Source organism: Erwinia rhapontici (assembly GCF_012271765.1).
GTDB classification, from domain to species: Bacteria; Pseudomonadota; Gammaproteobacteria; order Enterobacterales; family Enterobacteriaceae; genus Erwinia; species Erwinia rhapontici.
In genome coordinates this window covers 19794-39145 of record NZ_VRKO01000001.1, presented here as the reverse complement: position 1 = coordinate 39145, position 19352 = coordinate 19794, and the positions used below count along the sequence as shown (strand labels likewise).

At 52.7% G+C, this 19352-nt stretch carries 17 protein-coding genes; 15 read left to right on the top strand and 2 right to left on the bottom strand.

Annotated features, from left to right (window positions below; translation table 11 throughout):
• Positions 1-133: 133 nt before the first annotated feature.
• Positions 134-2791 (bottom strand): bifunctional uridylyltransferase/uridylyl-removing protein GlnD, encoded by a 2658-nt coding sequence (gene glnD, locus FVB43_RS00180; protein ID WP_133842200.1) that lies wholly within the window; start codon positions 2789-2791, stop codon positions 134-136.
• Between the two features lie 109 nt (positions 2792-2900).
• Positions 2901-3692 (bottom strand): type I methionyl aminopeptidase, encoded by a 792-nt coding sequence (gene map / locus FVB43_RS00175; protein ID WP_133842199.1) that lies wholly within the window; start codon positions 3690-3692, stop codon positions 2901-2903.
• A 370-nt stretch (positions 3693-4062) separates the two neighbouring features.
• Between map and rpsB the strand changes: the two genes are divergently transcribed.
• The 15 genes from rpsB to rnhB all read left to right on the top strand — a co-directional run bounded on the left by rpsB (position 4063) and on the right by rnhB (position 19332).
• Entirely contained in the window at positions 4063-4788 is a 726-nt protein-coding gene (gene rpsB, locus FVB43_RS00170; RefSeq protein WP_133842198.1) for a 30S ribosomal protein S2, read from the top strand.
• A gap of 199 nt (positions 4789-4987) precedes the next feature.
• On the top strand, positions 4988-5839 hold the full coding sequence (tsf, locus tag FVB43_RS00165; RefSeq protein ID WP_133842197.1) for a translation elongation factor Ts: 852 nt from the start codon (positions 4988-4990) through the stop codon (positions 5837-5839).
• A 154-nt stretch (positions 5840-5993) separates the two neighbouring features.
• A complete protein-coding gene (gene pyrH, locus FVB43_RS00160; RefSeq protein ID WP_133842196.1) occupies positions 5994-6719 on the top strand; it encodes a UMP kinase in 726 nt (241 codons plus the stop codon).
• Positions 6720-6847: 128 nt separating this feature from the next.
• Positions 6848-7405 (top strand): ribosome recycling factor, encoded by a 558-nt coding sequence (gene frr, locus FVB43_RS00155; RefSeq protein WP_167863200.1) that lies wholly within the window; start codon positions 6848-6850, stop codon positions 7403-7405.
• 149 nt (positions 7406-7554) lie between these two features.
• Positions 7555-8769, top strand: coding sequence for a 1-deoxy-D-xylulose-5-phosphate reductoisomerase (gene ispC, locus FVB43_RS00150; RefSeq protein ID WP_133842194.1), 1215 nt, complete (start codon positions 7555-7557; stop codon positions 8767-8769).
• Between the two features lie 293 nt (positions 8770-9062).
• Positions 9063-9815, top strand: a complete 753-nt coding sequence (gene ispU / locus FVB43_RS00145; protein WP_133842193.1) for a (2E,6E)-farnesyl-diphosphate-specific ditrans,polycis-undecaprenyl-diphosphate synthase — start codon at positions 9063-9065, stop codon at positions 9813-9815.
• Positions 9816-9833: 18 nt separating this feature from the next.
• On the top strand, positions 9834-10691 hold the full coding sequence (gene cdsA, locus FVB43_RS00140) for a phosphatidate cytidylyltransferase (protein WP_159336923.1): 858 nt from the start codon (positions 9834-9836) through the stop codon (positions 10689-10691).
• A gap of 9 nt (positions 10692-10700) precedes the next feature.
• Positions 10701-12050: a sigma E protease regulator RseP gene (gene rseP / locus FVB43_RS00135; RefSeq protein ID WP_133842191.1), complete on the top strand. Its 1350-nt coding sequence runs from the start codon at positions 10701-10703 to the stop codon at positions 12048-12050.
• A 55-nt stretch (positions 12051-12105) separates the two neighbouring features.
• Complete coding sequence (gene bamA, locus FVB43_RS00130; RefSeq protein ID WP_133842190.1) at positions 12106-14517, top strand: outer membrane protein assembly factor BamA; 2412 nt, start codon at positions 12106-12108, stop codon at positions 14515-14517.
• A gap of 117 nt (positions 14518-14634) precedes the next feature.
• On the top strand, positions 14635-15132 hold the full coding sequence (skp, locus tag FVB43_RS00125) for a molecular chaperone Skp (protein ID WP_133842189.1): 498 nt from the start codon (positions 14635-14637) through the stop codon (positions 15130-15132).
• Between the two features lie 3 nt (positions 15133-15135).
• Positions 15136-16158, top strand: a complete 1023-nt coding sequence (lpxD, locus tag FVB43_RS00120) for a UDP-3-O-(3-hydroxymyristoyl)glucosamine N-acyltransferase (RefSeq protein ID WP_133842188.1) — start codon at positions 15136-15138, stop codon at positions 16156-16158.
• 148 nt (positions 16159-16306) lie between these two features.
• Positions 16307-16762 carry a 3-hydroxyacyl-ACP dehydratase FabZ gene (gene fabZ / locus FVB43_RS00115; RefSeq protein ID WP_133842187.1) on the top strand — a complete coding sequence of 152 codons (456 nt, stop codon included), beginning with the start codon at positions 16307-16309 and terminating at the stop codon, positions 16760-16762.
• Between the two features lie 3 nt (positions 16763-16765).
• Entirely contained in the window at positions 16766-17554 is a 789-nt protein-coding gene (gene lpxA / locus FVB43_RS00110; protein ID WP_133842186.1) for an acyl-ACP--UDP-N-acetylglucosamine O-acyltransferase, read from the top strand.
• A gap of 3 nt (positions 17555-17557) precedes the next feature.
• A complete protein-coding gene (gene lpxB / locus FVB43_RS00105; RefSeq protein ID WP_159336925.1) occupies positions 17558-18703 on the top strand; it encodes a lipid-A-disaccharide synthase in 1146 nt (381 codons plus the stop codon).
• The gene (gene rnhB / locus FVB43_RS00100; RefSeq protein ID WP_159336926.1) at positions 18700-19332 is read left to right on the top strand and encodes a ribonuclease HII; all 633 of its coding nucleotides are present in this window, start codon (positions 18700-18702) and stop codon (positions 19330-19332) included. Before lpxB ends, rnhB begins: the two co-directional genes overlap by 4 nt.
• Positions 19333-19352: the final 20 nt, after the last annotated feature.

The window sequence follows — 19352 nt, the reverse complement described above, 5'->3', positions numbered from 1 at the left end:
ATTTTACTTGCCATTTTGAGCGCAGGCAGTGCTCGCCATCCTCACGTACTTCAGTACGCTGCGCTGTCTGCGCTCAAACTGCCTGCGACAATGACGCCTGTGTCACTCTTTAGGGATGAAAAGTAAATCTGGGTCACACTTTATCGTTTGGAACAAGGGCCTCTGTCAACCGTTGTTGCAGCCGTTGGCGCAAATCGGCATCCAATGCCCGGCGCTCGCTATTGGCGAGAATAAACAAATCCTCGACGCGTTCACCGATGGTACTGATGCGCGCACCGTGCAGCGACACGTTCAGGTCAGCAAAAACTTCGCCAACGCGCGCCAGCAATCCCGGCTGATCCAGCGCGACTAATTCCAGATAAGTTCGCCTGTCAGTGTGTGTGGGTAAGAAGTTGACCGCGGTATCGACATTAAAATGCTTCAAACGAGCTGACTGACGGCGCGTGCGCGGAGGCTGCCAGCTGGTCTGGCAGATCGCCTGTTCCAGCGCCTGGCGTGTCATCTCATGGCGGTCAGTCGCCAGCGGGCTTCCATCCGGCTCCAGCACGATAAAGGTGTCCATTGCCATGCCGTCGCGGCTGGTGAAGATCTGGGCATCATGGACGCTTAGATTACGACGATCCAGCTCACCGGCTACAGTGGCAAACAGGTACGGGCGGTCCGGGCTCCAGATAAAGATCTCGGTACCGCCGCGTGTCGCCTGCGGGCTAACGAGGATCAGGGGCTGGTTGAGATCGTGATTCATCAGATGACGCGCATGCCACGCGAGCTGGTTTGGCGTGTGCCGCAGGAAATAGTCGGCGCGGCAGCGGCCCCAGATGCTGTGCAACGCTTCTTCGTCGATATTATCCATGCGCAGTAAGGCCAGCGCCTGAAGCCGATGATGGCGCACGCGTTCGCGCAGGTCCGGGCTGTTTTCCATTCCACGGCGCAGCTGTTTCTCTGTGGCGAAAAACAGTTCGCGTAACAGGCTCTGCTTCCAGCTGTTCCATAAGGTTTCATTGGTGGCACAGATATCGGCAACGGTCAGGCACACCAGATAACGCAGGCGGTTTTCATTCTGCATCACCTCGGCAAACTGCTGGATCTCCGTCGGGTCTTGAATATCGCGGCGCTGGGCGGTGACCGACATCAGCAGGTGATGGCGCACAAGCCAGGCAACCAGCTGCGTCTCGCGTGAGTTCAGGCCGTGCATCTCGGCAAACTCCAGCGCATCCTGGGCCCCGAGAATGGAATGATCGCCGCCGCGCCCTTTGGCGATATCGTGAAACAGCGCCGCCATCAGCAGTAATTCCAACTGCGGCAGGCGTGGCCAGAGTTCAACGCACAGCGGATGTTGCTGACGTGTACGTTCGTCGGCAAAGCTTTCCAGCTTTTGCAGTACGCGAATGGTGTGTTCATCGACCGTATAGGCGTGGAACAGATCAAACTGCATCTGACCAACGATGTTGCTCCACTGCGGCATATAAGCCCACAGCACACTGTGGCGGTGCATAGGCACCAGTGCCCGGCTGACTGCACCTGGATGGCGCAGTATCGACAGGAACAGCTCCCGGGCCTCTGGGATGGTACACAGGGGCTGCTTCAGGTTACGGCGCGCGTGACGCAAATGGCGCAGCGTATTGGAGTAGATACCGGTAATTTTCGGTGTACGCGCCATGGTGTAGAACATACGCATGATGGACTCTGGCTGACGTGCAAACAGCGTATCATCACGCAGATCAATCAGCGTGCCGCGTAGCTGGAATTCATCGTCCAGCGGGCGGGGTTTCTCGTCGGTTGGCAGCGCCAGAATGGCTTCATCAAACAGCTGTAACAGCATCTGGTTTAACTCGCCAACGCGGCGTGTGACACGGAAGAAATCCTTCATCATGCGCTCAACCGGCTCGTTCCCTTCGCCCTGATAGTTCAGGCGTTGGGCAACATTGAGCTGACGATCAAACAGCAGGCGGTTGTCGTAGCGCGTCAGTGTCAGGTGCAGGGCAAAACGGATGCGCCACAGGAAGCTCTGGCACTCGTTCAACTCGTTACGCTCGGCTTCCGTCAGAAAGCCAAAACCGACCATTTCATCCAGTGAGGTCGCGCCGAAGTGACGGCGTGCCACCCACAACAGCGTGTGAATGTCGCGTAGGCCACCGGGGCTGCTCTTGATGTCCGGTTCCAGATTGTAGCTGGTGCCGTGATAGCGTTGATGACGTACCTGTTGTTCATCAATTTTTGCTGCGAAAAAGCGGTCTGACGGCCAAAAGCCATCGCTGAAGACGTTCTTCTGCATCTCAAGAAATAACGTGAGATCGCCGGTCAACATGCGCGATTCAATCAGGTTGGTTGAGACGGTGAGGTCGGACAACCCTTCGAGCAAACACTCTTCCAGCGTTCGCACGCTGTGACCGACTTCCAGCTTGAGGTCCCACATCAGGGTCAGCAACTCACTGGTACGACGGGCATCTTCCTCGGACAGGGGTTTACGACTGAGGATCAGGACATCAATATCCGATAGTGGATGCAGTTCACCCCGACCGTAGCCACCGACCGCAACCAGTGCAATGCCGTCTTTTTCCGGGAATCCGAAGAAGCGCCACAGGCGCCGGAGAAGGCGATCGATGAAGAGGGTACGGGCGTCGATCAGGCTTTCTGCATCCTGCCCGGCGTCAAAAGCGGCAGCGAGATGCTGCTGGAAAACATCCAGGTGATGCCTGAGCGTATCGCGGTTCAGTTCGGCATCTTCCCAGCGGCGCGGGGCCTTGGTGAGTTTTTTCAGGATGCTGGCTTCAGGTACGTCTTTATTCATTTCACCGCCCCAATGTGGATCTGATCATACTGAACACGTAAAAAAGCCGGCTGGCGCCGGCTTTAAATTTGACCCGGGTTGACCGGAAGATAAGGTCAGCCCCTACGCATTATTCTGCGACCAGAATGGCCGGAATGGTGTCATCTTTGCGCAGCGTCATAATTTCGCAGCCGTTTTCTGTCACCACAATAGTGTGTTCGTACTGAGCGGACAAGCTGCGATCTTTCGTTTTTACCGTCCAGCCATCTTTCATGACGCGAATGCGGTAATCACCGGCATTGACCATTGGCTCAACGGTGAAAGCCATACCGGCCTGCAAGACGACACCGCCGTCATCGGCATCGTAGTGCAATACTTGTGGCTCTTCGTGGAAGCCCTTACCGATACCGTGACCACAATATTCACGCACAACAGAAAAATCCTGTGCTTCAACAAATTTCTGAATTTCGCGGCCCAGGGTACGCAGGCGAATGCCGGGTTTGATCATGCGCAGAGCCAGATACAGGCTTTCCTGAGTCACACGGCACAGACGCTCGCCCTGAATGGTCGGTTTACCGACGATGAACATGGTAGAGGTATCACCGTGGTATTCATCTTTAATGACGGTGACATCGATATTGACGATATCGCCATCTTTGAGGATTTTTTCGTCGCTGGGAATACCGTGGCACACCACTTCATTCACAGATATGCATACAGATTTAGGGAAACCGTGGTAGCCCAGGCTGGCAGAAACCGCATGCTGCTGGTTCACAATATGATCGTTACACAGGCGATCAAGTTCACCGGTGCTGACGCCCGGTTTAACGTGCGCTTCAATCATTTCAAGAACTTCGGCGGCCAGGCGGCCAGCCACGCGCATTTTTTGGATTTCTTCCGGGGTTTTAATTGAAATAGCCATTCATCAGGTCCGCATTTGTCGTCATTTTCGACAATAATAAAGAAAGTGCTGCAATGGTAGCAGTCCCCCCGGACGCTGCCAATTGTAGTTTGTAGCGTAAACCGCGGCGCAGACGTGAGTCAGCCCATTTCGGTGAATAAGGCAACTACCAGTTGGCTTCAATGCCTCATTTATGGTATAAAGCGCGCCGACGATTCTCTGTTCGGTGATTCTCACTGCGATGAGAGAAACGCATAAATCTCACTATGTGTAAATAACACACACGTATCGACACCTACGCCGGGGTGCCTTGCTGGTTCGAAAGAGCCGATGGGTCGGTTGTATGGGATACGTGGAGGCTTAACCCCAAACTATATCTATAGAGGTAATCATGGCAACTGTTTCCATGCGCGACATGCTCAAGGCCGGTGTACACTTCGGTCACCAGACCCGTTACTGGAACCCGAAAATGAAGCCATTCATCTTCGGCGCTCGTAACAAAGTTCACATCATCAACCTTGAGAAAACTGTACCAATGTTCAACGAAGCTCTGGCTGAGTTGAGCAAGATCTCTTCCCGTAAAGGTAAGATTCTGTTCGTTGGTACTAAGCGCGCTGCAAGCGAAGCGGTAAAAGAGCACGCTCTGAGCTGCGACCAGTTCTTCGTTAATCACCGCTGGTTGGGTGGTATGCTGACTAACTGGAAAACTGTTCGTCAGTCAATCAAACGTCTGAAAGATCTGGAAATTCAGTCTCAGGACGGCACTTTCGACAAACTGACCAAGAAAGAAGCGTTGATGCGCGACCGCGAACTGGCCAAGCTGGAAAACAGCCTGGGCGGTATCAAAGATATGGGCGGCCTGCCAGACGCACTGTTTGTTGTTGATGCAGATCACGAACACATCGCTATCAAAGAAGCAAACAACCTGGGTATCCCAGTATTTGCTATCGTTGATACCAACTCTGATCCAGACGGTGTTGACTTCATTATCCCTGGTAATGACGATGCAATCCGTGCTGTTAGCCTGTACCTGACTGCAGTGGCTACCACTGTACGTGAAGGTCGCTCTCAGGACCTGGCTCAGCAAGCTGAAGAAACCTTCGCTGAAGCTGAGTAATAAGGCTTGCTCTTTAGAGAGCCCTTGTACATCAGATGTGAATCTGTAAGGAAGGGGCCTTGATTGGCCCCTTTATTTTTTCGACTTCGCTTTGCCGGTTGTCACAATCGGCGGGGCAGAATGTTTCTCCCGAGACCAGGCATCTCAAGCGAACGCCGCAAGGCGAGCTGGCAGATGCAAGCTAACCGAGGATTAGAGAATGGCTGATATTACCGCTGCTCTGGTAAAAGAACTGCGCGAGCGCACTGGCGCTGGCATGATGGATTGTAAAAAAGCACTGACCGAAGCCAACGGCGACATCGAGCTGGCGATCGAGAACATGCGTAAATCTGGCGCGATCAAAGCCGCTAAGAAAGCAGGCAACGTTGCTGCTGACGGCGTGATCAAAACTAAGATCGACGGCAACTACGCAGTGATTCTGGAAGTTAACTGCCAGACTGACTTCGTTGCTAAAGATTCTGGTTTCCAGGCTTTCGCTGACAAAGTGCTGGATGCTGCTGTTGCAGGCAAAATCACTGACGTTGAAGTGCTGAAAGCACAGTTCGAAGAAGAGCGCGTTGCACTGGTTGCTAAAATCGGTGAAAACATCAACATTCGTCGCGTATCTACTCTGGAAGGCGAAGTACTGGGTAGCTACCTGCACGGTGCTCGCATCGGCGTTCTGATCGCGGCTAAAAGCGCTGACGAAGAGCTGGTTAAGCAGCTGGCAATGCATGTTGCTGCAAGCAAACCAGAATTCGTTAAGCCTGAAGACGTGTCTGCTGAAGTGGTAGAGAAAGAGTACCAGGTTCAGCTGGACATCGCTATGCAGTCTGGCAAGCCAAAAGAAATCGCAGAGAAAATGGTTGAAGGCCGTATGAAGAAATTCACCGGCGAAGTTTCTCTGACCGGCCAGCCTTTCGTCATTGACCCAAGCAAAACTGTGGGCCAACTGTTGAAAGAGAAAAACGCAGACGTGACCAACTTCATCCGCTTTGAAGTGGGCGAAGGCATTGAGAAAGCTGAGACAGATTTTGCGGCAGAAGTTGCTGCCATGTCCAAGCAGTCTTAATGATCCGAAAAGAACCGCCAAATGGCGGTTCTTTTTTGCCTGCTTTTGGCAGCGCATTTTCAGTCTCATCCCAATAGTATTTCTCTGATGCTTTTAGGATGATACCGCACACAGTTAACACCCCTTTTCGACGATATCTTCCAGGAAAAAAACCATGGCGACCAATGCAAAACCCGTATATCAACGTATCCTGCTAAAACTGAGTGGCGAAGCCCTGCAAGGTGCTGAAGGCTTCGGTATCGATGCCAGCGTGCTGGATCGTATGGCTCAGGAAGTGAAAGAACTGGTAGAACTGGGCATTCAGGTAGGTGTGGTTATCGGTGGTGGTAATCTGTTCCGCGGTGCTGGTCTGGCTCAGGCTGGTATGAACCGTGTTGTTGGCGACCATATGGGTATGCTGGCAACCGTGATGAATGGCCTGGCGATGCGTGATGCGTTGCACCGTGCCTATGTTAACGCCCGCCTGATGTCGGCTATTCCGCTGAACGGTGTGTGTGACAACTACAGCTGGGCAGAAGCCATCAGCCTGCTGCGTAATAACCGCGTGGTGATTTTCTCCGCCGGTACCGGTAACCCGTTCTTTACCACAGATTCTGCAGCCTGCCTGCGTGGCATTGAAATCGAAGCCGATGTGGTGCTGAAGGCCACCAAAGTGGATGGCGTGTACTCCTCCGACCCGGTGAAGAACCCGGATGCGGTCCTGCACGAGCAGTTGACCTATACTGAAGTGCTGGATAAAGAACTGAAAGTGATGGATCTGGCCGCCTTTACCCTGGCGCGTGACCATTCACTGCCAATCCGCGTGTTCAATATGAACAAGCCGGGCGCACTGCGTCGCGTAGTGATGGGTGAAAAAGAAGGCACACTGATTACGCATTAATATCAGTCTGCGGTTAAAAGGGTTAAAATAAGGTATATTCTGCATGTCAGGATTATCTTTAAATGTATTTGAACGGCTTCTGGCGATGCCAGAGGCTGGTGGATCAAACAGAATCCAAGGGTTCCCACGTGATTAACGACATCAAGAAAGATGCAGAAACGCGCATGGATAAATGCGTCGAGGCATTCAAAAACCATATCAGCAAAATCCGCACCGGCCGTGCATCGCCGAGTATTCTCGACGGTATCATGGTCGATTATTACGGTTCTTCAACCCCGCTGCGTCAGCTGGCCAGTGTGACCGTAGAAGATTCGCGTACGCTGAAAGTCAACGTCTTCGACCGCTCTATCAGCGCTGCCGTTGAAAAAGCGATCATGGCGTCTGATCTGGGTCTGAACCCAATGTCAGCAGGCACAGACATCCGTGTTCCATTGCCAGCATTGACCGAAGAGCGTCGTAAAGACCTGATCAAAATCGTGCGCGGTGAAGCTGAGCAGGGTCGTGTGTCTGTGCGTAACGTTCGTCGTGATGCGAATGACAAAGTGAAAGCACTGCTGAAAGACAAAGAGATCAGTGAAGACGATGATCGTCGTTCACAGGAAGATGTACAGAAAATGACTGACGTATTTATCAAGAAAATTGATACTGCGCTGGCCGAAAAAGAAGCGGAGCTGATGGACTTCTGAGTTCGTCATCACCCAATGAAACGCCGTACAGATTGCCATTCACATGAAGGGTCGGTCTTACGGCGTTTTGCATTTGTTAACTTCCCCGGCAGGTTTCTCTCCCTTCTCCTGATTGCTGCCTGCGCCGGGTCATTACACAGAGCAGCCTCATGAAACACTTGACGATCCTCGGTTCGACCGGCTCTATCGGGACCAGCACGCTGGCCGTGGTACGTGCTAACCCTCACTTGTTTGCCGTGAAGGCACTGGTTGCCGGGCGCAATGTGGAACTGATGGCCGAACAATGCCTGGCATTTCGCCCGGATTACGCCGCAATGTCAGATAGTAAAGCGGCTGAAACACTGCGTCTTCGTCTGAAAGATCTGAATGTGGCCACTGAAGTGTTAAGCGGGGAGCAGGCTGCCTGCGATCTGGCCGCGTTGGATGGTGTGGACCAGGTAATGGCCGCGATTGTTGGTGCAGCAGGATTATTGCCTACCCTGGCTGCAATTCGCGCTGGAAAACAGGTCTTACTGGCCAATAAAGAGTCGCTTGTGACCTGCGGCCGCCTATTCCTGGAGGCAGTAAGCGCCTCGAAAGCGCAGTTGTTGCCCATCGATAGCGAGCACAACGCCATTTTTCAGAGTTTGCCTGCTTCCCTCCAGCAGCAGTTAGGGTACGCTTCTTTAGAAGATAATGGCATTGACAGCATTATCCTCACGGGGTCAGGTGGCCCGTTTCGTGAGACGCCATTGGCAGAGTTACGCCATATGACGCCGGATCAGGCGTGTGCGCATCCGAACTGGTCGATGGGGCGAAAAATCTCTGTCGATTCGGCCACCATGATGAACAAAGGCCTGGAATATATTGAAGCCCGCTGGCTGTTTAATGCGACTGATGCGCAGATGGAAGTGGTTCTGCATCCGCAATCCGTTATTCATTCAATGGTCCGTTATCGTGATGGCAGTGTGATTGCCCAGCTTGGATCGCCGGATATGCGTACGCCAATTGCTCACGCGATGGCCTGGCCGCAGCGCGTGACTTCAGGTGCCCAACCGCTTGATTTCACACGTATGTCGGCATTGACCTTCTCTGAGCCTGATTATGCGCGCTATCCCTGCCTGAAACTGGCTATTGATGCCAGTATTACCGGGCAGGCGGCGACCACCATGCTGAATGCGGCGAATGAAATTGCGGTTGCCGCGTTTCTTGCGTCTGAGATCCGCTTTACCGATATTGCTGCTTTGAATGTTGCGGTACTGGAGACACTGTCCTGCCAGGAACCTTCTAGCGTCGACGCGGTGATTGCCATTGACCGGGAAGCCCGCGCGATGGCAAGTGCTTTACTGCCACGTTTTTCTGCAGGCAGAGCCAGCGCGATTTAACGCGCCGCTATTTGTGAGCGCTGGGCGGAGGTGGTATAGTCTTGCCCCACCGTTCCGGTGCCAGTGCGTGATTAAGCGGATAAGTTCGTGCAATTGCAGTCTATTTACGCCGGGCGGGTGAGATATTTCAGAAGCCATTGCATACCCAAATCATTGGCGCTGCAGCAAGGCGGCAAGGCATTGTTCTGTTTACGCTTACAGTAGTAAGTGACAGGCGCGAATGTCGGCGGTCGGCGCAGCAGCAGCTTAAAATATGAAGGGTATATTTCTGAATAAGGAAATAATTACGCATTATGTCGTCCGAAAATCAATTACAAACCGATGACCAGCAGGGGGCAGGCCCCCGCCATGTGGCCATCATTATGGATGGCAATGGTCGCTGGGCTAAAAGCCAGGGCAAGCTGCGTATTTCTGGTCATAAAGCGGGAGTGAAATCCGTCCGTCGCGCCGTGAGTTTTGCGGTGAGCAATAAGCTGGATGCGCTCACACTCTATGCCTTCAGTAGTGAAAACTGGAACCGTCCTCAGCAGGAAGTTCTGGCGCTGATGGAGTTGTTCGTTTGGGCACTCGACAGTGAAGTAAAAAGCCTGCACAAACATAATGTCCGGTTGAAAATTATCGGTGATATCAGTCGGTTCAACACACGTTTGCAAGAGCGTATTCGCCGTGCTGAAGAACTTACTCAACAAAATAATGGACTAACACTCAACATTGCCGCGAATTATGGCGGACGTTGGGATATTATCCACGGAGTCAGAAAAATAGCAGAACAGGTACAGGAAGGACTTCTTCGCCCGGATCAGATCGAAGAAGAGACCTTGCACCCGTATCTCTGCCTGAATGAACTGGCACCTGTGGATCTGGTAATAAGGACCGGGGGAGAGCATCGGATTAGTAACTTCCTGCTGTGGCAAGTCGCCTATGCAGAGTTTTGGTTTACCGATACTCTTTGGCCTGATTTTGATGAACAAGTTTTTGAAGGTGCACTGAATGCGTTTGCACAACGAGAGCGTCGGTTTGGCGGCGCAGCACCCGGCGGCGCATAAGCGCACTGGGGGTAATCTTTGTTAAAGTCTCGCCTGATTACCGCGTTTATATTAATACCTATCGTCATTGCAGCGCTGTTTATGCTGCCGCCGCTAGGGTTTGCCATCACAATTTTAGCGATCTGCATGCTGGCCGCGTGGGAATGGGGCCAGTTTGCGGGCTTTGCTGCCCGCTCACAGCGCATCTGGCTTGCACTGCTGTGTGGGCTGCTGCTGGCCTTTATGCTGTTTACATTGCCTGCATATCAGCACTCCGTGCATCTGCCGCAGATTGGTGGCGCCTTGTGGGTGTCACTTGGCTGGTGGATTGTGGCGCTACTTTTGGTCTTGTCCTATCCCGGTTCTGCCGCATTTTGGCGTAATTCCCGCCCATTACGTCTGGTATTTGGGTTGCTTACCATTGTCCCGTTCTTCTGGGGGATGCTGGCGCTGCGTCAGTATCACTACGAAGCTGACCATTATGCGGGTGCATGGTGGCTGCTTTATGTGATGTTCCTCGTGTGGGGAGCTGACTCTGGCGCGTATATGTTTGGCAAATTATTCGGCAAACACAAGCTGGCACCTAAGGTCTCACCAGGTAAAACGTGGGAAGGTTTCTTCGGCGGGCTGGTGACATCAGCAGTACTCTCATGGCTGTTTAGCGTGTTCGCTCCGCTTCAAGTGCCATTGTCGACATTGCTGATTTGTTCAATTACTGCCGCGCTTGCATCGGTCCTGGGTGATTTAACCGAGAGCATGTTTAAACGCGAAGCGGGCATTAAAGACAGCGGCAGTCTTATTCCAGGTCACGGCGGTATTCTTGATCGCATTGACAGCCTCACGGCAGCTGTACCGGTGTTTGCCTGCCTGTTGCTGCTGGTCTTTGGGACGCTGTAGGGAAACATTATGTTGAGCGTACTCTGGAGTTTTGCTGCCTTTATTGTTGCACTGGGGATATTAATCACCGTGCATGAATTTGGCCATTTCTGGGTAGCCCGCCGTTGCGGCGTGAAAGTTGAGCGCTTCTCCATTGGTTTCGGTAAAGCGCTGTGGCGGCGCCGTGACAAGCAGGGCACTGAGTACGTTATCGCGTTGATCCCGCTGGGCGGCTACGTCAAGATGCTCGATGAGCGTGTAGAAAGTGTACCGCCAGAACTTCGCCATCAATCCTTCAATAACAAAACGGTCCTCCAGCGTGCCGCGATCATCAGTGCCGGCCCTATCGCAAATTTCATCTTTGCCATCTTCGCCTATTGGCTGGTGTTTATCATCGGCGTTCCGGGTGTACGCCCGGTTGTTGGCGAAATAGTGAGCGGATCGCCAGCTGCTGAAGCGCAAATTACCCCAGGCACGGAACTTAAAGCCGTTGACGGTATCGAAACGCCTGATTGGGATGCTGTGCGTATGGCACTGGTTGCGAAGATTGGTGACGAAAGCACCACGTTAACCCTTGCGCCATTCGGCAGTGAAAAAACCAGTGATAAGACAGTGAATCTGCACGGCTGGCAGTTTGAGCCAGACAAGCAGGATCCCGTGACGTCATTGGGGATACAGCCGCGTGGACCACAGATCGAATCGGTGTTGGCACAGGTGCAAAAGGATTCCGCTGCAAGTCGAGCGGGTTTGCAAGCTGGCGACAGGATCGTTAAAGTCGATGGTCAGCCTTTAGACCAGTGGCAAAATTTTGTTGCCACAGTGCGCGATAATCCAGGTAAAGATATAGCCATTGAGGTGGAGCGTCAGGGCAGTACGGTCAGTTTGACACTGACACCGGACGTTAATCCTCATAACAAGGCCGAAGGGTTTGCCGGAGTGATACCGCGCATTATTCCTCTGCCTGAAGAGTACAGAACGGTGCGCCAGTATGGCCCGTTTGCCGCAATCGGTGAGGCCAGCGCGAAAACCTGGCAACTGATGAAGCTTACGGTCAGCATGCTGGGCAAACTGATTGTTGGTGATGTGAAGTTGAACAATCTCAGCGGGCCGATTTCGATCGCGCAGGGTGCTGGGATGTCAGCGGAATACGGTTTGATTTACTACCTGATGTTCCTCGCTCTGATTAGCGTGAACCTTGGAATTATCAATCTGTTCCCATTGCCGGTGTTAGATGGTGGCCATTTGCTGTTCCTGTTGATCGAAAAGATCAAGGGAGGGCCGGTGTCCGAGCGAGTTCAGGACTTCAGTTATCGTATCGGCTCGATTTTGCTGGTGCTGTTAATGGGGCTTGCGCTATTCAATGACTTCTCAAGGCTATAGTTTACCAATCGGTAAATTGTCTGTGAGAACTAGTTAGGAAGATTGCAGAAAAACGATGGCGATGAAAAAGTTGCTCATAGCGTCGCTGCTGCTTAGCAGCGCTACCGTATACGGTGCAGACGGATTCGTGGTGAATGATATTCACTTTGAAGGCCTGCAGCGAGTCGCCGTCGGTGCGGCATTGCTCAGTATGCCAGTCCGCGTTGGAGATACTGTCTCCGATGAAGATCTCAGTAACACCATTCGTGCACTGTTTGCCACCGGGAATTTTGAAGATGTTCAGGTCCTGCGCGACGGCAATACGTTGATCGTCCAGGTGAAAGAGCGTCCGACCATTGCCAGTATCACTTTCTCCGGTAACAAAGCGGTGAAAGAGGACATGCTCAAGCAGAACCTTGAAGCATCCGGTGTGCGAGTGGGTGAAGCTCTGGATCGCACCACGATCTCCTCCATTGAGAAAGGCCTGGAAGACTTCTATTACAGCGTCGGTAAATACAGTGCCAGCGTGAAAGCAGTGGTTACGCCACTGCCACGTAACCGTGTTGACCTGAAGCTGGTGTTTACTGAAGGTGTCTCTGCTCAGATCCAACAGATCAACATCGTGGGTAATAAAGCGTACAGTTCAGATGAACTGATCTCGCGCTTCCAGCTGCGTGATGATGTGCCATGGTGGAACGTCGTCGGCGATCGTAAATACCAGAAACAGAAACTGGCGGGTGACCTTGAAACCCTGCGCAGTTTCTATCTGGATCGCGGTTACGCACGATTCAATATCGACTCAACCCAGGTCAGCCTGACGCCAGATAAAAAAGGTATCTACATTACCGTTAACATCAATGAAGGCGAGCAGTACAAGCTTTCCGGTGTTGCGGTGACGGGTAATCTGGCCGGGCACTCAGCAGAAATCGAAACGCTGAGTAAAATCACCCCAGGTGAACTGTATAACGGTTCGAAAGTGACGCGCATCGAAGACGATATCAAGAAACTGCTGGGTCGTTATGGCTACGCTTATCCGCGTGTGCAGACACAGCCAGAAATTGATGATGCGAACAAAACCGTAAAATTACGTATCAATGTGGATGCGGGCAACCGTTTCTATGTGCGCAAAGTCCGCTTCGAAGGTAACGACACCTCTAAAGACTCTGTTCTGCGCCGCGAAATGCGCCAGATGGAAGGTGCGTGGTTAGGCAGCGACCTGGTCGAGCAGGGTAAAGAGCGTCTGAACCGTCTGGGTTACTTCGAAACCGTCGACACTGACACTCAGCGTGTGCCAGGTTCGCCTGACCAGGTCGACGTCGTGTACAAGGTGAAAGAACGCAACACCGGTACATTGAACTTCGGCGTGGGTTACGGCACCGAGAGTGGCGTGAGCTTCCAGGTCGGCGTCACCCAGGATAACTGGCTGGGTACGGGTAATACCGTTGGCATCAGCGGAACCAAGAACGATTACCAAACCTATGCTGAATTCTCACTGACTGACCCGTACTTCACGGTTGATGGTGTCAGCCTGGGTGGCCGCGTCTTCTATAATGACTTTAAAGCGGACGATGCTGACCTGTCTGACTACACCAATAAAAGTTATGGTGTGGATGGAACGCTGGGCTTCCCAATCAATGAGAACAACAGTTTGCGTGTTGGCCTGGGCTATGTTCATAACAGCCTGTCTAATATGCAGCCTCAGGTTGCCATGTGGCGCTACCTGCGTTCTGTGGGGCAGAATCCGACGTTGTCTGGTGATGAAGACTACTCCGCAGATGACTTCACCTTTAACTATGGCTGGACGTATAACACCCTTGACCGTGGGTTCTTCCCAACGGCGGGTAACCGTACCAACCTGAACGGTAAAGTGACCATCCCAGGTTCCGATAATGCCTTCTACAAAGCGACGCTGGATACGCAACAGTATCTGCCACTGAACCAGGATCGTACCTGGGTTCTGTTAGGTCGTGGCCGTGTGGGCTATGGGGATGGCCTGAGCGGTAAAGAAATGCCGTTCTATGAGAACTTCTATGCCGGTGGTTCCAGCACCGTTCGTGGTTTCCGTTCCAATAACATTGGTCCTAAAGCGGCTTACCTGAATAACGGTTCTTCGGACTGTTCAGGTACCGATGTGAATAAGGTGTGTAACTCCGATGATGCTATCGGTGGTAACGCCATGGCGGTTGCCAGCGCAGAGCTGATCACCCCAACGCCGTTCCTGAGTGAGAAGTACGCTAACTCTGTACGTACGTCCCTGTTTGTGGACGCTGGTACTGTGTGGGACACCAAATGGGAAAACACTGCTGCCACCCGTGCAGCAGGTATCCCGGACTACAGCGATCCAAGCAACATCCGTATGTCAGCAGGTCTGGCATTACAATGGATGTCCCCTCTGGGCCCGCTGGTGTTCTCTTACGCCCAGCCGTTCAAAAAGTATGATGGAGATAAGGCCGAACAGTTCCAATTTAACATTGGTAAAACCTGGTAATTCGGATTTGCACGGAAGCACTGCAAGAGAGTATCGCGCTTACTCTGTTTGAAAAAAGAGCGGGTAAGCGCAACACATGTGTCCGTGACACAAACGTTGATGGTGAGGAGTTTTATAGTGAAAAAGTTGTTGTGTGCCGCAGGTCTGGGTATTGCTCTGGCGGTTTCCGCCGGTGCTCAGGCTGCTGATAAAATTGCAGTGGTGAACGTTTCCAGCATTTTCCAACAGTTACCAGCGCGTGCGACCGTTGCGAAGCAATTGGAGAACGAATTCAAAGGCCGTGCAACTGAGTTGCAGGGTATGGAACGTGATCTGCAAACTAAAATGCAGCGTCTGCAGCGTGACGGTTCTACCATGAAGGCAGCCGACCGCAGCCGCATGGAAAAAGACGTGATGGCGCAGCGTGAAGCATTCTCATCGAAAGCGCAGGCTTTCGAGCAGGACAACCGTCGTCGTCAGATGGAAGAGCGTAACAAGATCCTGAGCCGTATCCAGGACGCCGTTCAGAAAGTGGCTGATAGCGAAGGTTACGATGTTGTAATCGATCAAAATGCGGTTGCATACTCTGCTAAATCTAAAGACATCACTGCTGATGTTCTGAAACAGGTTAAATAATTCATGTCTTCAATTCGACTGGCTGATTTAGCCCAGCAGTTGGATGCAGAATTGCACGGAGATGGCGATATCGCCATCTCCGGCATTGCTTCTATGCAATCCGCCCAAACCGGTCAGATCACGTTTCTTTCAAACAGCCGTTACCGCGAGCAGCTCGCAGCCTGTCAGGCTTCAGCCGTGGTGCTCACTGAAGCGGATCTGGAATTTTTCCCTGGCGCAGCGCTGGTGGTTAAAAACCCGTATCTGACCTACGCCCGTATGGCACAGTTGCTGGATACTACGCCGCAACCTGCCAAAAATATCGCCCCCAGCGCCGTGATTGATGCGAGCGCACAGCTTGGCAATAATGTCTCGATTGGCGCGAATGCGGTGATCGAATCTGATGTTACCCTTGGCGATAATGTTGTTATCGGCCCAGGGTGCTTTGTGGGTAAAAAGGCACGTATTGGTGCCGGTAGCCGCTTGTGGGCCAACGTTTCTGTCTACCATGAAGTTGAGATTGGCCGTGATTGCCTGATTCAGTCTGGCACAGTGATCGGTTCTGATGGCTTCGGTTATGCTAACGATCGTGGCAATTGGGTGAAAATTCCCCAGCTTGGCACGGTGATCATTGGCGATCGTGTAGAAATTGGTGCTTGTACCACCATCGATCGCGGTGCTCTCGATAACACCCAAATAGGGAATGGTGTTATCATAGATAACCAGTGCCAGATTGCTCACAATGTGGTGATTGGCGACAACACCGCAGTGGCCGGTGGCGTAATTATGGCTGGCAGCCTGAAAATTGGCCGCTATTGCATGATTGGTGGTGCCAGCGTGATTAATGGTCATATGGAAATTTGTGACAAAGTTACCGTCACAGGGATGGGAATGGTGATGAGGCCAATCACTGAACCTGGAGTATACTCCTCCGGGATTCCGCTACAGCCCAACAAATCCTGGCGCAAAACTGCAGCTCTGGTGATGAACATCGATGAAATAAGCAAACGCTTAAAAGCCATCGAACGCAAGGTCGGCAAAGACTAAGCGCGTCAACATCACGCTGCCCGGCTTTCATAAATACAATATGCGAAAGCGTTAGCGTACAGAAAAATTTGCGGCCTGCAGACGATGGGATGATCGTTGCGGGCCGTGTCATTGATGCCATCAGAATTTTTAGGACAGGAAGAGTATTTTGACTACTGAAACTCATACTCTGAAGATTGAAGAGATTATTGAACTTTTACCGCACCGTTATCCGTTTTTACTGGTTGATCGCGTCCTTGAGTTTGAAGAACACAAGTTCTTGCGTGCAGTAAAAAACGTCTCGGTCAACGAACCGTTTTTCCAGGGCCATTTCCCTGGTAAACCGATTTTTCCCGGTGTGCTGATTCTGGAAGCAATGGCACAGGCAACAGGTATTCTGGCGTTTAAAAGCGTTGGTAAACTTGAGCCGGGTGAGCTGTACTACTTTGCCGGTATTGACGATGCGCGCTTCAAGCGCCCCGTAGTACCAGGCGACCAAATGATCATGGAAGTCACTTTCGAAAAAACCCGCCGTGGTGTGACACGCTTTAAAGGTGTGGCCACTGTTGACGGTAAAATTGTCTGCGAAGCAACGATGATGTGTGCCCGCAGCCGGGAGGCTTAATTCGTGATTGATAGCACCGCCGTAATTCACCCCAGCTCGATCGTAGAAGAAGGCGCCATTATTGGTGCCGGTGTCCAGATTGGTCCGTTTTGCATCGTTGGTGCGAACGTTTCGATCGGCGAAGGCACGGTTCTGAAGTCCCATGTAGTGGTCAATGGTCACACCGTTATCGGTAAAGACAATACTATCTACCAGTTTGCTTCAATTGGTGAAGCGAATCAGGATCTGAAATACGCTGGTGAACCGACGCGAGTTGAGATCGGCGACCGTAACCGCATCCGTGAAAGCGTCACCATCCATCGTGGTACGGCGCAGTCCGGTGGGCTGACGAAAGTCGGTGATGACAACCTGCTGATGGTCAATGCGCACGTGGCGCACGACTGTGTGGTAGGAAGTCATTGCATCCTGGCGAATAACGCAACGCTGGCCGGCCATGTGACCGTCGATGATCATGCGATCATTGGGGGGATGACGGCAGTGCATCAGTTCTGCATCATCGGTGCTCATGTGATGGTAGGTGGTTGTTCTGGCGTTGCCCAGGATGTGCCACCCTACGTGATTGCGCAGGGTAACCATGCGACGCCGTTTGGTATTAACCTTGTGGGCCTGAAGCGCCGTGGGTTCAGCAAAGACGCGCTGCATGCGATTACTGCCGCCTACAAGCTGTTGTACCGCAGCGGCAAAACACTGGACGAAGTGAAACCTGAAATTGAGGAAATCGCGAAAGCGCATCCTGAAGTTCAGCCGTTCTATGACTTCTTTGCCCGCTCTACAAGGGGTTTGATTCGTTAACTCATGCCAAAGCATCCCTTAACGATTGCCCTTGTCGCCGGAGAAACCTCCGGCGATATTCTTGGTGCAGGTCTCATTCGTGCGCTGAAAGAAAAGCATCCTGACGCCCGTTTTGTTGGGGTGGCTGGCCCGCTGATGCAGGCTGAAGGCTGTGAAGCCTGGTATGAAATGGAAGAACTGGCGGTGATGGGCATTGTTGAAGTGCTCGGCCGCCTGCGTCGCCTGTTACATATACGCCGCGATCTGACCCGCCGCTTTACTGCGCTAAAGCCTGACGTTTTTGTCGGCATTGATGCGCCAGATTTCAATATCACCCTGGAAGGGCGTCTGAAACAGCAGGGCATCCGGACAATTCACTACGTCAGTCCGTCCGTTTGGGCATGGCGTCAGAAACGGGTGTTTAAGATTGGTCGCTCCACTGACCTGGTGCTGGCATTCCTGCCATTTGAAAAAGCTTTCTACGACCGTTTTAATGTGCCGTGTCGCTTTATTGGCCATACCATGGCTGATGCGATGCCGATAGAACCGGATAAAGAGGCTGCACGCCGCGAGCTGGGCATTGCCCCGGATGCACTTTGTCTGGCACTGCTTCCTGGCAGTCGTGGGGCTGAAGTCGAGATGCTCAGTGGCGATTTTCTGCGAACGGCGATGCTGCTTCGGGCAAAATACCCGGCGCTGGAAATTGTGGTGCCGCTGGTGAATCCGCGCCGTCGCGAGCAGTTTGAGAAAATCAAAGCCGAGGTTGCACCTGACCTGACCATGCATCTGCTGGATGGTAAAGGGCGACAGGCAATGGTCGCCAGTGATGCCGCACTGCTGGCTTCCGGTACGGCCGCGCTGGAGTGTATGCTGGCGAAGTGTCCGATGGTGGTGGGATATCGTATGAAGCCTTTCACCTTCTGGCTGGCAAAACGCCTGGTAAAAACGGATTACGTCTCACTCCCCAATCTGCTGGCGGGCCGTGAGCTGGTGAAAGAACTGCTTCAGGATGAATGTCAGCCCGAGCGGCTGGCCGCAGCATTAGAACCGCTGCTGGCACAAGGTGAAACCCGCGATAAACTGCTGGCGACTTTTGCTGAACTCCATCATCAGATCCGCTGGAATGCCGATGAGCAGGCAGCGGCAGCCGTACTGGAGCTGTGCCCATGAGTGAATTTATTTATCCCAATGCCGCGCTGATTGCGGGCGTTGATGAAGTTGGCCGTGGCCCGCTGGTGGGCGCCGTGGTGACTGCCGCCGTGATCCTCGATCCGGCGCGGCCTATTGTCGGGCTTGCCGACTCGAAAAAACTGTCGGAAAAACGCCGGCTGGCGTTGTACGATGAGATCAAAGAGAAGGCACTCAGCTGGAGCCTGGGCCGGGCAGAACCGGAAGAGATTGATCAGCTGAATATTCTGCATGCCACCATGCTGGCGATGCAGCGTGCGGTGGCCGGTTTGCACCTGACGCCAGACTTTGTACTGATTGACGGTAACCGTTGCCCGGCGCTGGCCATGCCCAGTCAGGCAGTGGTTAAAGGTGATAGCCTGGTGAAAGAAATCAGCGCCGCTTCAATTATTGCGAAGGTGACACGCGACCGCGAAATGGCTGAGCTGGATCGGCTCTATCCTGAATATGGTTTTGCCCAGCACAAAGGTTACCCGACCGCATTGCATATGGAAAAACTGACTCAGTTTGGCGCGACATCGCAGCATCGGCGCAGTTTCGCTCCGGTACGCAATGTCTTAATGGATGCCGATGTTGCCGCTACGGTTGCGTGTACGCGTGAGCCGATATAACGGTTACGGTGGCAGCGCTG